The sequence below is a fragment of the Pseudomonas sp. H1_G08 genome (genome assembly GCF_054681355.1).
In genome coordinates this window covers 4,458,246-4,472,324 of record NZ_CP162822.1, presented here as the reverse complement: position 1 = coordinate 4,472,324, position 14,079 = coordinate 4,458,246, and the positions used below count along the sequence as shown (strand labels likewise).

At 60.4% G+C, this 14,079-nt stretch carries 10 protein-coding genes; 7 read left to right on the top strand and 3 right to left on the bottom strand.

Going from position 1 to position 14,079, the window contains the following annotated elements:
- Positions 1-49: 49 nt before the first annotated feature.
- Both AB4N85_RS20340 and AB4N85_RS20335 read right to left on the bottom strand, forming a co-directional pair.
- A complete protein-coding gene (locus tag AB4N85_RS20340) occupies positions 50-682 on the bottom strand; it encodes a TetR/AcrR family transcriptional regulator (protein ID WP_041476873.1) in 633 nt (210 codons plus the stop codon).
- Between the two features lie 282 nt (positions 683-964).
- Positions 965-2,341, bottom strand: coding sequence for a glutamine synthetase family protein (locus AB4N85_RS20335; protein WP_016772657.1), 1,377 nt, complete (start codon positions 2,339-2,341; stop codon positions 965-967).
- A 728-nt stretch (positions 2,342-3,069) separates the two neighbouring features.
- On the opposite strand from AB4N85_RS20335, the gene AB4N85_RS20330 reads away from it, so the two are divergent.
- The 7 genes from AB4N85_RS20330 to AB4N85_RS20300 all read left to right on the top strand — a co-directional run bounded on the left by AB4N85_RS20330 (position 3,070) and on the right by AB4N85_RS20300 (position 11,427).
- A complete protein-coding gene (locus tag AB4N85_RS20330) occupies positions 3,070-4,428 on the top strand; it encodes a glutamine synthetase family protein (RefSeq protein WP_016772658.1) in 1,359 nt (452 codons plus the stop codon).
- Between the two features lie 56 nt (positions 4,429-4,484).
- Entirely contained in the window at positions 4,485-5,849 is a 1,365-nt protein-coding gene (locus tag AB4N85_RS20325) for an aspartate aminotransferase family protein (protein WP_236167738.1), read from the top strand.
- A 171-nt stretch (positions 5,850-6,020) separates the two neighbouring features.
- Positions 6,021-7,133 carry a polyamine ABC transporter substrate-binding protein gene (locus AB4N85_RS20320; RefSeq protein WP_039757472.1) on the top strand — a complete coding sequence of 371 codons (1,113 nt, stop codon included), beginning with the start codon at positions 6,021-6,023 and terminating at the stop codon, positions 7,131-7,133.
- Positions 7,134-7,319: 186 nt separating this feature from the next.
- Positions 7,320-8,417 carry a polyamine ABC transporter substrate-binding protein gene (locus AB4N85_RS20315; protein ID WP_290127815.1) on the top strand — a complete coding sequence of 366 codons (1,098 nt, stop codon included), beginning with the start codon at positions 7,320-7,322 and terminating at the stop codon, positions 8,415-8,417.
- 63 nt (positions 8,418-8,480) lie between these two features.
- Positions 8,481-9,623, top strand: coding sequence for an ABC transporter ATP-binding protein (locus tag AB4N85_RS20310; RefSeq protein WP_016772662.1), 1,143 nt, complete (start codon positions 8,481-8,483; stop codon positions 9,621-9,623).
- A 35-nt stretch (positions 9,624-9,658) separates the two neighbouring features.
- Positions 9,659-10,540: an ABC transporter permease subunit gene (locus AB4N85_RS20305; protein WP_177327003.1), complete on the top strand. Its 882-nt coding sequence runs from the start codon at positions 9,659-9,661 to the stop codon at positions 10,538-10,540.
- Positions 10,537-11,427, top strand: a complete 891-nt coding sequence (locus tag AB4N85_RS20300) for an ABC transporter permease subunit (RefSeq protein ID WP_150637049.1) — start codon at positions 10,537-10,539, stop codon at positions 11,425-11,427. Before AB4N85_RS20305 ends, AB4N85_RS20300 begins: the two co-directional genes overlap by 4 nt.
- Positions 11,428-11,627: 200 nt before the next feature.
- Here the strand turns inward: AB4N85_RS20300 and AB4N85_RS20295 are convergent, their stop codons facing one another.
- Entirely contained in the window at positions 11,628-14,039 is a 2,412-nt protein-coding gene (locus tag AB4N85_RS20295) for a penicillin acylase family protein (protein WP_460065639.1), read from the bottom strand.
- Positions 14,040-14,079 lie beyond the last annotated feature (40 nt).

The window sequence follows — 14,079 nt, the reverse complement described above, 5'->3', positions numbered from 1 at the left end:
CATTTCAAATGTGGGAGCGAGCCTGCTCGCGAAAGGGCCGGTGCATGCGCTAGAGATTTCTTTTGGGTAGATACGGCGGAAGGTACAACCCGATATAGGCATCAAACACGCGCATCCCTTCCTCGGCCATGCGCGGGGTGATCTGCCCGTGCTGCTGCACCGAACGTGCATAAACCCGGTCGCCCAGTTCCATCGCCAGGGCAAACACATCGACATCGTCCGGCAGCCTCGGCAACTCGAAATGCTGGTCGAACAGCTTGTGCATCAGGTCGCCCAGTTCGAGGTCGTGCTGGCGGTCGGCCTGGGTGACTTCGGTCAGGCCATGTTGCGCCAGGATCAATTGCCGCGCGGCTGCGTCTTCGTCGTAGATCTCGAGCATGCGCTGTTCGACCAGTCGCGACAGATCTCGCCAGTCGCGCAAGGCATCATGATCGATCGGTGCTTGCAGGCAAGCGCGGAAGGCTGCGTGGACATCGGCGGTCAGCGCTTCGAGCAGCGCCGGGACGCTGGCGAAAAAGTGATACACGGAAGAGGGCGGAATCTGCGCGCGTTCGGCGACGCTGTAGATCGACAGACTGGCCACGCCCTCGGCCGCCAGCAACGTGCGTGCGGCATCGAGGATCGAATCGATCCGCGCCTGACTGCGGGCACGGGGTTTGCGGACGGTGGCGGGACGCGTCATGGAAGTCTCCTGCGGGGCAGCGGGCATTGTACGAGGCGGTTCAGGTGTTGTCTGCCAGTACCCTGTGGCGAGGGGATTTAGCGAAACGTCGCACCGCCCCGTTCGGCTGCGCAGCAGTCGTAAACCCTGAGAGCCGGGTATTCCTGACACACCGAGTGGGATGGATTTGGGGCTGCTTCGTAACCCAGCGGGGATAAATCCCCTCGCCACAGGTTTTGTGTTCGGCCATAAAAAAACGCCGTGGGCGCGAAGCCAACGGCGTTTCTTTGGACGTTACAACGCTTAAACGGTATGCAGATACCAGTTGTACTCAAGGTCGGAGATGGAGTGTTCGAACTCCTCCAGCTCGCTTTCCTTGCAGGCAACGAAGATATCGATGTACTTCGGATCGATGTACTTGGCCATCACCTCGCTGTCGTCCAGCTCGCGCAGGGCATCGCGCAAGTTGTTCGGCAGGCTCTGTTCGTTCTGCTCGTAGCTGTTGCCTTCGACAGGCGCGCCCGGTTCGATCTTGTTGACCAGGCCGTGGTGCACGCCGGCCAGTACCGAAGCCATCAGCAGGTACGGGTTGGCGTCGGCGCCGGCCACGCGGTGCTCGATACGTACGGCATCGGCAGAACCGGTTGGTACGCGAATCGCCACGGTGCGGTTGTCCAGGCCCCAGCACGGCGAGTTCGGTACGTAGAACTGCGCGCCGAAGCGACGGTAGGAGTTGACGTTCGGGCAGAGGAAAGCCATCTGCGCCGGCAGGGTCTCGAGCACACCGCCGATCGCGTGACGCAGCGCGGCGTTCTGCTCGGGATCCTCGCTGGCAAAAATGTTTTTGCCGGCTTTGTCCAGAATCGAAATATGTACGTGCAGACCATTGCCCGCCTGGCCCGGATACGGCTTGGCCATGAAGGTGGTGTCCATTTCATGGTCGTAGGCGATGTTCTTGATCAGACGCTTGAGCAGGACCGCGTAGTCGCAGGCCTTGATCGGGTCGGCGACGTGGTGCAGGTTCACTTCGAACTGCGCCGGGGCACTTTCCTTGACGATCGCATCGGCCGGGATGCCTTGCTCTTTGGCACCTTCCAGAATGTCCTGGAGGCAGTCGACGTATTCGTCGAGGTCGTCGATCAGGTAGACCTGAGTCGAGTGCGGGCGTTTGCCGGAGATCGGCGAGCGTGGCGGCTGTGGACGGCCGTTCACGTTTTCCTGGTCGATCAGGTAGAACTCGAGTTCGAAGGCGGCGCAGATGGTCAGGCCGAGCTCGTCGAACTTGGTCACCACCTGGCGCAGCACTTCACGGGGATCGGCGAAGAACGGATCGCCTTCGAGTTCGTGCATGGTCATCAACAGCTGCGCGGTCGGGCGCTTCTGCCATGGCTCGTTGCACAGGGTATCGGGGATCGGATAGCAGATACGATCGGCGTCGCCGATGTCCAGGCCCAGACCGGTGCTTTCCACCGTGGAGCCGTTGATATCCAGAGCAAATAGAGAGGCCGGCAGGTTGATGCCTTTCTCGTAAACCTTGTGGAGGCTGGTGCGTTCGATGCGCTTGCCGCGCACCACACCATTCATATCCGCAATCAGAAGGTCAACGTACAGAACCTCAGGATGTTCCTTAAGGAACGCGTTCGCTTCGTTAAGCTGAACGGCACGCGGGGGTACCGACATGATGCAACACCTTTGTTGTTAAAAATATCAATCATTGATCTTTTCTGGTTTCAGTCAACCCGAACGGCCTGCCGAAGTCAAGCGAGGCCTTTTTTGCCCCGAAAAAGCGCTTGAAGGGCATTTATGGGGCACTTTGGGGCGTTTTTTCAAACCTTGAACGTTGCTCAGCTGCGGGCTTGAGCAGGCCGTGTTGTATTTTTTACGGGGGTGTTGTGTAAAAAAATGAACAAGGCTAAGCTCCGGTCAAACCCATAACAGCAATAATACCGGGGTGCTTCATGTCTCGCCTGCCGTTAATCGGCATCACCGACTGCTCGCAACAGTCCGGTCTGCATGCTCATCACATCAGTGGCGATCAATCCGTCCGTAGCGCAGCCAGCAAGGCGCGCAGCCTGTTGACGAGACTCTCGTCAACATCCGGCAAAACGGCAGCGTCCGATATTCTGGACGTCGGGCACAGCATCCGCTTTATGGCGTCTCCTTTCACTATAGAACTCTTTCCCTCTCAAAGCCCGTGCCGCACTCAGCGTCATGCTTGTGATTCTGCACGTTTGCAAAGTGCACGGGAAATGCAACGCCAGCGTCAAGGGCAGGTAAGCTCCTCTTTCATTGTCTATGCGCGGTGCCAGGCGTAAGCCGGCACTGCGCGAGCAAGCCCCCTTTAACGCGACGCCGCAAGCGTCAAAATTGCCTGACATCGCGTCAGCAGACTCAGCCCAGAGGCATTTATGAGTAACAACCTCGACCAGCTCACCGATTGGTTGAAAGACCGCAAGATCACAGAAGTCGAATGCATGATCGGCGACTTGACCGGGATCACCCGGGGCAAGATTTCGCCGACCAACAAGTTCATCGCCGAGAAAGGCATGCGTCTGCCGGAGAGCGTGCTGCTGCAGACCGTGACCGGCGACTACGTCGAAGACGACATCTATTACGAACTGCTCGACCCGGCCGACATCGACATGATCTGCCGCCCCGACCAGAACGCCGTGTACCTGGTGCCGTGGGCCATCGAGCCGACCGCGCAGGTGATCCACGACACCTACGACAAGCAAGGCAACCCGATCGAGCTGTCGCCGCGCAACGTCCTCAAGAAAGTCTTGAAGCTGTATGCCGACAAGGGCTGGCAGCCAATCGTGGCGCCGGAAATGGAGTTCTACCTGACCAAACGCAGCGACGACCCCGACTATCCGTTGCAGCCGCCGATCGGCCGCTCGGGCCGTCCGGAAATCGGCCGGCAGTCGTTCTCCATTGAAGCGGCCAACGAATTCGACCCGCTGTTCGAAGACGTCTACGACTGGTGCGAATTACAGGAGCTGGACCTCGACACGCTGATCCACGAAGACGGCACCGCGCAGATGGAAATCAACTTCCGTCACGGTGACGCCCTGTCGCTGGCCGATCAGATTCTGGTGTTCAAGCGCACCATGCGCGAGGCCGCGCTCAAGCACGATGTCGCTGCGACATTCATGGCCAAGCCGATGACCGGCGAGCCGGGCAGCGCCATGCACCTGCACCAGAGCATCATCGACATTCAGACCGGCAAGAACGTTTTCTCCAACGAAGACGGGACCATGAGCCAGTTGTTCCTGCACCACATCGGTGGCTTGCAGAAACTGATTCCCGAGCTGTTGCCGCTGTTCGCGCCGAACGTCAACTCGTTCCGCCGCTTCCTCCCGGACACTTCGGCACCGGTAAACGTCGAGTGGGGCGAAGAGAACCGTACCGTCGGCCTGCGCGTACCGGATGCCGGCCCGCAGAACCGCCGCGTGGAAAACCGTCTGCCGGGCGCAGACGCCAACCCGTACCTGGCGATCGCCGCGAGCCTGCTCTGCGGTTACATCGGCATGGTCGAGGGCCTGAACCCGAGCGCACCAGTGGTTGGCCGTGGTTACGAGCGCCGCAACCTGCGCCTGCCGCTGACCATCGAAGACGCGCTGGAGCGTATGGAAAACAGCGCGACCATCGAGAAGTATCTCGGCAAGACCTTCATCACCGGCTACGTCGCGGTCAAGCGCGCCGAGCATGAAAACTTCAAGCGCGTGATCAGTTCCTGGGAGCGTGAGTACCTGCTCTTCGCCGTCTGATACGCCGGGCGCGGCGGCCAGCCGTCGCGCCTTCACCGATAACAAGGAGAATTGGCATGACCAGCAACAACCCGCAAACCCGCGAGTGGCAAGCGCTGAGCAGCGATCACCACCTGGCCCCGTTCAGCGACTTCAAGCAACTGAAAGAGAAAGGCCCGCGGATCATCACCAACGCCAAGGGCGTTTATCTGTGGGACAGCGAAGGCAACAAGATCCTCGACGGCATGGCCGGCCTCTGGTGCGTGGCGATCGGTTACGGTCGCGATGAACTGGCCGATGCCGCCGCCAGGCAGATGCGCGAGCTGCCGTACTACAACCTGTTCTTCCAGACCGCACACCCGCCGGCACTGGAACTGGCCAAGGCGATTGCCGACGTGGCGCCAGAAGGCATGAACCACGTGTTCTTCACCGGCTCCGGCTCTGAAGGCAACGACACCATGTTGCGCATGGTCCGTCACTACTGGGCGATCAAAGGCCAGCCGAACAAGAAAGTCATCATCAGCCGCAAGAACGGTTATCACGGTTCGACCGTGGCCGGCGCAAGCCTGGGCGGCATGACTTATATGCACGAGCAGGGCGACCTGCCGATTCCGGGCATCGTCCACATCGCGCAGCCGTACTGGTTTGCCGAAGGCGGTGACATGTCGCCGGAAGAGTTCGGCATCTGGGCGGCCAATCAGCTCGAAGAGAAGATTCTCGAAGTCGGCGTCGACAACGTCGGTGCCTTTATTGCCGAGCCTATTCAGGGTGCCGGCGGCGTGATCATTCCGCCCGACACCTACTGGCCGCGCATCAAGGAAATCCTCGCCAAGTACGACATCCTCTTCGTTGCCGATGAAGTGATCTGCGGCTTTGGCCGTACCGGTGAGTGGTTCGGTAGCGATTTCTACGACCTTGCGCCTGACATGATGACCATCGCCAAGGGCCTGACCTCCGGCTACATCCCGATGGGCGGATTGATCGTGCGTGATTCGGTGGTGGCCGTGCTCAACGAAGGCGGCGATTTCAACCACGGCTTCACTTACTCCGGGCACCCGGTGGCAGCAGCGGTGGGCCTGGAAAACATCCGCATCCTGCGCGACGAAAAAATTATCGAGAACGCCCACAACGAAACGGCACCGTATTTGCAGAAACGTCTGCGCGAGCTGAACGATCACCCGTTGGTGGGTGAAGTTCGCGGCGTCGGTCTGCTGGGGGCGATCGAGCTGGTGCAGGACAAGGCCACGCGCAAGCGTTACGAAGGCAAGGGCGTGGGCATGATCTGCCGGCAGTTCTGCTTCGACAACGGCCTGATCATGCGCGCGGTGGGCGACACCATGATCATCGCGCCGCCGCTGGTGATCAGCAAAGCCGAGATCGATGAGCTGGTTACAAAAGCACGCAAGTGTCTGGACCTGACCCTCAATGCGCTGCAGGCCTAGGTGCTAGGCTTTGGGCGGGGGAGCTGCGGCGCACTCGCTCAAAGCTGTCAGAAAGGCTGGTCTTTTGTTGAAAGACCGCCTCGGATCTTGCCAGACTAGCCGCGGTTCCAGTTGTCCGGGTTCGGCCGCTGAACAAAGTGGTTCAAAAAAGAAAAATTTGGAGCATGACGCATGAAGGCATTAGGTAAAAAGCTAGCTGGCAAGACTCTGCTCGCGCTGTCCATGGCGGGCATGATGGCGGGAGCGGTGCACGCGGACGACAAGGTGCTGCACGTCTACAACTGGTCCGACTATATCGCGCCGGACACCGTGGCCAACTTCGAAAAAGCCACCGGGATCAAAGTCGTCTACGACGTCTTCGACAGTAACGAAACCCTGGAAGCCAAGCTGCTGGCCGGCAAGTCCGGTTACGACATCGTGGTGCCTTCCAACAACTTCCTCGCCAAGCAGATCAAGGCCGGCGTTTACCAGGAGCTGGACAAGTCCAAGCTGCCAAACTGGAAAAACCTCGACGAAGACCTGCTCAAGGCCGTTGGCGATGCCAGCGACCAGGGCAACAAACACGCCTTCCCGTACATGTGGGGCTCGATCGGCATCGGCTACAACCCGGCCAAGGTCAAGGCCGCGCTGGGCATCGACAAGATCGATTCGTGGGACGTGGTGTTCAAGCCGGAAAACATCGAGAAGCTCAAAAGCTGCGGCGTGAGCTTCCTCGATGCGCCGACCGAAATGATTCCGGCGGCATTGCACTATCTGGGCAAGCCGACCAACAGCAAGGACAAGGCTGATCTGAAAGCTGCCGAAGACCTGTTCCTGAAGATCCGTCCTTCGGTCGCCTACTTCCACTCGTCCAAGTACATCTCGGACCTGGCCAACGGCAACATCTGCGTCGCCGTCGGTTACTCGGGTGACCTGGAGCAATCCAAGACCCGCGCTCAGGAAGCCGGTGACAAGGTCAAGCTGGCCTACACCATTCCGAAAGAAGGCGCCGGTACTTTCTACGACATGGTCGCCATTCCCAAGGATGCCGAAAACGTCGAAGCCGCCTACAAGTTCATGAACTACCTGCTGGAGCCGCAAGTGATGGCCGGCATCACCAACGCCGTACGTTTCCCGAACGGCAACAAGGCGGCAACGCCTCTGGTGGACAAGGACATCACCAGCGACCCGAGCATCTATCCTTCGGCTGAAGTGAAGAAGCAGCTCTATGCGATCAGCGATCTGGACGCCGCCACACTGCGTCTGATCACCCGCAGCTGGACCAAGATCAAATCGGGCAAATAAGCCGGTTTGTCGCCACAACCACTGGCCGTCGTCGTCGCGACGGCGGCCAGCGGATAATTAAATGACAGAAAGTTTTGCTGGATCGGTTTTTCGAGGGTAAGTTGCGCGCCGGTTTTGTTGTCGGGCAGCCATGGCTGTCATGCAGCGCGGGGCAACTTGGGCCCAATCAATTTAGAGGACCTCCACTTGCCTGTATTTTCTTCTTTGCGCAAAGCCCTGCTGGCCGCTGCCGGCCTGACAATCGCTGTCGGAGCCCAGGCCGCCGGTACGGTGCATATTTATAACTGGTCCGATTACATCGGCGAATCGACCCTGGCCGACTTCGAGAATGAGACCGGGATCAAACCGGTCTACGACGTTTTCGACTCCAACGAAACCCTGGAAGGCAAGCTGCTCGCCGGGCGCACCGGTTATGACGTGGTCGTGCCGTCGAACCACTTCCTTGGCAAGCAGATCAAGGCGGGCGCGTTCCAGAAGCTCGACAAGGCGCAGTTGCCGAATTATTCCAACCTCGACCCGGTGCTGCTCAAGCGCCTGGAGCAGAACGATCCCGGCAACCTCTACGCCGTACCGTATCTGTGGGGCACCAACGGCATCGGCTACAACGTCGACAAGGTCAAAGCTGTGCTGGGCGTCGACAAGATCGATTCCTGGGCCGTGCTGTTCGAGCCGGAAAACATCAAGAAGCTGCACAGCTGCGGTGTCGCGTTCCTCGATTCGGCTGACGAAATGATGCCGACCATGCTCAATTACCTGGGCCTGAACGCCAACAGCACCAACACCAAGGACTACGAAAAGGCCACCGCCAAGCTGCTCGCGGTGCGTCCCTACGTGACCTATTTCCATTCGTCGAAGTACATCGGCGATCTGGCCAACGGCGACATCTGCGTGGCCATCGGTTTCTCCGGCGATATCTTCCAGGCGAAGAACCGTGCCGAGGAAGCCAAGAAGGGCGTCAACATCGCCTATTCGATTCCGAAAGAGGGCGGCGCGCTGTGGTTCGACATGCTGGCGATCCCCAAGGATTCGTCCAACGTCAAAGAGGCCCACGCCTTCATCAATTATTTGCTGAAACCTGAGGTGATCGCCCAGGTCAGTGATTACGTCGGTTACGCCAACCCCAATCCGGGTTCGGACAAGCTGATGGAACAATCCATTCGCACCGATGAAGCGGTTTACCCACCGCAAGCAGTCCTCGACAAGACCTACGTGTCGACCGAGTTGCCAGCCAATATTCAGCGTTTGATGACCCGTAGCTGGACCAAGGTCAAGTCGGGCAAATAACGCACAAACTATCCAGGGTTCGTCTTGCGGGGCGAACTGCTGCTTCTGTTGGGAGTTTCGTAAATGGCAGTTGCCTCCGGCGCCTACAAGAAAGCCCTCGAGGGCGACCAGACACCAAAACAGGTGCTGGTCAAAATCGACCGGGTCACGAAGAAGTTCGACGAGACGATTGCCGTGGACGACGTGTCCCTGGAAATCAAGAAGGGCGAAATTTTTGCTCTGCTCGGCGGTTCGGGATCGGGCAAATCCACCTTGCTACGGATGCTGGCAGGCTTCGAACGGCCCACGGAAGGGCGGATTTTCCTCGACGGCGTCGACATCACCGACATGCCGCCGTACGACCGTCCGATCAACATGATGTTCCAGTCCTACGCTTTGTTCCCGCACATGACCGTGGCGCAGAACATTGCCTTCGGCTTGCAGCAGGACAAGATCCCCAAGGCCGAGATCGACGCCCGCGTGGCCGAGATGCTCAAGCTGGTGCAGATGAGCCAGTACGCCAAGCGCAAGCCGCATCAACTGTCCGGCGGCCAGCGTCAACGCGTGGCCCTGGCCCGTTCGCTGGCCAAGCGGCCGAAGCTGTTGCTGCTCGACGAACCGATGGGCGCACTGGACAAAAAGCTGCGTTCGCAGATGCAGCTGGAACTGGTGGAAATCATCGAGCGCGTCGGCGTGACCTGCGTGATGGTGACTCACGACCAGGAAGAGGCCATGACCATGGCCGAGCGCATCGCGATCATGCACCTGGGCTGGATCGCGCAGATTGGTAGCCCGATTGACATCTACGAAACCCCGACCAGCCGTCTGGTCTGCGAATTCATCGGCAACGTCAACATCTTCGAAGGCGAAGTGATCGACGACGCCGAAGGCCACGCGACCATCACCTGCAAGGACCTCGACCGGCAGATCTACGTCGGCCACGGCATCAGTACCTCGGTGCAGGACAAGTCGGTCACCTACGCGATTCGCCCGGAAAAACTGCTGGTCACCGCCGACATGCCGACCTGCGAGTACAACTGGTCGAGCGGCAAGGTCCACGACATCGCTTATCTGGGCGGGCACTCGGTGTTCTACGTCGAATTGCCGAGCGGCAAACTGGTGCAGTCGTTCGTCGCCAACGCCGAACGTCGCGGCGCGCGTCCGACCTGGGGCGATCAGGTCTACGTGTGGTGGGAAGACGATAGCGGCGTGGTACTTCGCTCATGAACATGCGCAAATTCAAACGCCGTATAAACCGAATCATCCCCAATGGCCGGCAGCTGGTCATCGGGGTGCCGTTCATCTGGCTGTTCCTGTTCTTCATGCTGCCGTTCTTCATCGTTCTGAAGATCAGCTTCGCCGAAGCCGACGTGGCGATCCCGCCGTACACCGAGATCTACACCTACGCCGAGCAGAAGCTGCAACTGCTGCTGAACCTGGGCAACTACGCGTTGCTTGGCGACGACGAACTGTACATCGCCGCCTATCTCGGCTCGCTGAAAATGGCCTTTATCAGCACCGTGCTCTGCCTGCTGATCGGTTACCCGATGGCCTACGCCATCGCCAGCGCGCGCAAGGAGCTGCAAACGGTGCTGGTGCTGCTGATCATGATGCCGACCTGGACGGCGATCCTGATCCGCGTGTACGCGTGGATGGGCATCCTCAGCAACAACGGCCTGCTCAACGGCTTCCTGATGAGCATGGGCCTGATCGACGAGCCGCTGCAGATCCTCAACACCAACCTGGCGGTGTACATCGGGATTGTCTATTCGTACCTGCCGTTCATGATCCTGCCGCTGTACGCCAACCTGGTGAAGCACGATCAGAGTCTGCTGGAAGCCGCGTCGGATCTGGGTTCGAGCACCTTCAACAGCTTCTGGAAAATCACCATTCCGCTGTCCAAGAACGGCATCATTGCCGGCTGCATGCTGGTGTTCATTCCGGTGGTCGGCGAGTTCGTGATCCCGGAACTGCTCGGCGGCCCGGAAACCCTGATGATCGGTAAGGTGCTGTGGCAAGAATTCTTCAACAACCGCGACTGGCCGGTGGCGTCCGCGCTGGCGGTGGTGATGCTGGCGATCCTGATTGTGCCGATCATTCTGTTCAACCGCAGTCAGGCCAAGGAAATGGAGGGTAAAGAATGAAGCGCTTCCGTTTCTCCAGCCTGATGCTGGTACTGGGTCTGATCTTCATCTATCTGCCGATGCTGATTCTGGTGATCTACTCGTTCAACGCCTCGAAACTGGTGACGGTGTGGGGCGGCTGGTCGATCAAGTGGTACGTCGGCCTGCTCGACAACTCGCAACTGATGGGCTCGGTGCTGCGCTCGCTGGAAATCGCCTGCTACACCGCGGTTGCTGCGGTGGCATTGGGTACCCTGGCAGCGTTCGTGCTGACGCGCATCACCCACTTCAAGGGCCGCACGCTGTTCGGCGGCCTGGTGACTGCGCCACTGGTGATGCCGGAAGTGATCACCGGTCTGTCGCTGTTGCTGCTGTTCGTGGCCATGGCGCAGATGATCGGCTGGCCGCAGGAACGCGGCATCGTCACCATCTGGATTGCGCACACTACGTTCTGCGCGGCGTATGTGGCGGTGGTGGTGTCGGCGCGCTTGCGTGAGCTGGACCTGTCGATCGAAGAAGCGGCGATGGATTTGGGTGCACGGCCGTGGAAGGTGTTCTTCCTGATCACCATCCCGATGATCGCGCCATCGCTGGCGGCGGGCGGGATGATGTCGTTCGCGCTGTCGCTGGATGACCTGGTGCTGGCAAGCTTCGTCTCCGGCCCGGGTTCGACGACCCTGCCGATGGAAGTGTTCTCGGCGGTGCGCTTGGGCGTAAAGCCGGAAATCAACGCCGTGGCCAGTCTGATTCTGCTGGCGGTGTCGCTGGTGACCTTCCTCGTCTGGTTCTTCAGCCGCCGCGCCGAAGAAGCCCGCAAGAAAGCCATCCAGCAAGCCATCGAAGAAAGCGCGGCTGATTCGTGGAAGCAACCGGACGCACGCCGCGCGCCAGCACCGCAATCGGCTTAAGCAATATCAGGTTGGCCTCAACCCTGCGGCCAACCCGGTTGTAAATGTGGGAGCGAGCCTGCTCGCGAAGACAGAGTGTCAGTCGACTCAGATGTCGGCTGACACAGCGCTTTCGCGAGCAGGCTCGCTCCCACATTTGGAATGCAATCTCCTGTGGGAGCGAGCTTGCTCGCGAAAGGGCCGGTGCAGATTGCATCAATCTATCGCGCAGCCCGCGCAGGCAACAGCTTCAACGTACTGCGCGTATTCGCCAGCACCTCTTCCTCGCTGAAATGCGCCTGCACATAAATCCCCTCCACATACGCCTCGGCCTGATCGTCATAGTGACTGTCCAGTGGCACGCCACTCTGGCCGACCGGATTGATCGTCAGGCTATGGACCGGATCGGCGAAGTCCACCAGGCGTCGGGTCGACGGTCCATAGGTCACCGGCCACGGCGCCGGGCCGATCTTTGCCGAGAGGTTGTTCGGCACTTCGTGGCTGCCCGGCGCTGCGAACGGGCCGACGTTGAACAGGCGATCCAGCGGCTTCTGCTGCCCCAGCGGATGGCCGTGGGTCAGGGTGTGCGCCGCGCCCCACTGCCAACCGGCCACGTTATCGCCGAGGGTCAGTTTCAGATGCGCCATGCTTGCCGCCCACGCCGTGCGCACGACATCGGCGCGGGTTTCTTTGGCCGGCGTGCTGCGATTGTCCCACCACGGTGAATCCGCCTTGGCCGCCAAGCGTGGCAACGCCGAATCGATTACCCGCGTCGACAGCAGTGTCTCGAAGAAGTCATTGCCCAACTCATCGCGCATCGCCGCATCGGCAAGGTCGTAGAGGAACTGGTTGAACACCGTCGCGCTGATCGAATTCAGCGGATAGTCGCCCGGCCACTGCGCCAGTTGCTCGACCAGTTTGAGCTGCGCCGGATCACTGACCACCTCACGCAACACCGGCAACAGCGGCGCCAACAGACGCGGGCCGTAACCGGTCGCCGTGCCCAATTGCAGTTTTTGGTTGGCCTCGTTGCTCCACTTCACCCGGTTGTCGCTGAGCTGACGGTCAAGCTGCTGACCACGATCGGCAAGGTTGTAGTAACCGGGAATCTCCATGCCGGTCGGCGACACGGGCTGGAAGTTGGCCGAGACGATATAGCCGCGCGCCGGGTTCTCTTCCTGCGGGTTGGCGCTGAACGGATAGTAGCCGTCCTTGTCCGCCTCGGGCGTGCTGCCGTCGAGGATGAAGCCCGGTTTCACCCCGGCCGGACGTTTGGGCAGCAGGGCCGAGGCCCACCAGGCGATATCGCCCTTGGCATTGGCGTACACCAGATTCAGACCCGGCGCCTGCACCTTGGCCGCTGCCGCGCGGGCCTTGGCCAACGTGTCGGCGCGGTTGAGCTGGTAGAAACCGTCGAGGATCGGGTTGGGTGTTTCGAGGAAGGCCCACCACATCGCGATCGGGGTCTTGCCGGCGGCGCTGCCAAGAGCATCGTTGACGATTGGCCCGTGCGGGGACTGGCGCAAGGTGAGAGTCACCGGCGCCTGACCCTTTACATTGATCTGTTGTTCGCTGACGAGCATCTCGGTCCACTGGCCGCGATACCAGACCTGATTGGGGTTGGCCGGGTTGACCTTCTCGGCGATCAGATCGAGGTCATCGTTCTGGAACATGGTCAGGCTCCAGCCGAAATCGAGGTTGTGCCCCAGAAACGCGAACGGCACCAGTGCCTGATGATGGCCGTACAACTCGAAACCCGGCGCCGACAGCTGCGCCTCGTACCACACCGACGGCACCGAGAAACGAATATGCGGATCGCCGGCCAGCAACGGCTTGCCACTCTGGCTGCGGCTGCCGGCAATCACCCAGGCGTTGCTGCCCTCGAACTGCGGCAGGCCGTTGTCGAGCAGCGCCTGTTCGCTGAGGCGGGCGAGGGCGGTGAGGTCCTGCCAGTCGCCGGCGGCGAGGGCCGGTGCGTGCCGGGTGTGATCGGTGGCCAGAACGCCTTTGGCCTGCCAGTCGAGATCGAAGACATTGAGGTAATCGGCGCCGAGCTGATCGCGCACGTAGGTCAGCAGCGGCTCGGTGCGAAACGCAGCAGCAAAGCTGTAGGCCATGTAGCCGGCGACGCTGATGCTGTCTTCGGCCGTGAACGGCCGCTTGGGGATGCCCAGCACGTCGAACTCGATCGGCGCGGCGTGGCTGCTCTGATATTGGTTGATGCCATCCAGATAGGCTTGCAGGCCCTTCCATGCCGGCGACTGCTTGTCGAGGCTGGCGACGTAACTGGCCGCGCGCTCGCGGATGCGCAGGCTGCGAAACAGTTTGTCGGTGTCGAGCAGTTTCGGCCCGAGCACTTCGGCCAGCTCGCCCCGGGCGAGGCGGCGCATGGCTTCCATCTGGAACAGACGATCCTGCGCGTGCACATAACCGAGGGCGCGATAGAGGTCGGTTTCGTTCTCGGCGCGGATATGCGGCACACCGCGCTCGTCATAGCGCACGGTCACCGAGCCTTGCAGATTGCGCAACTCGACCTGGCCCTGGCGCGTCGGCTGCTTGCTGTAGATATACCCGCCGGCGGCGCCGAGCAGGACAACGATGAGCAAGGCAACGACGATCAACGCACGCTTCATGGTGACTCCTTGTGCAGGCGGGAAGGCCGCCCGTCGGGCT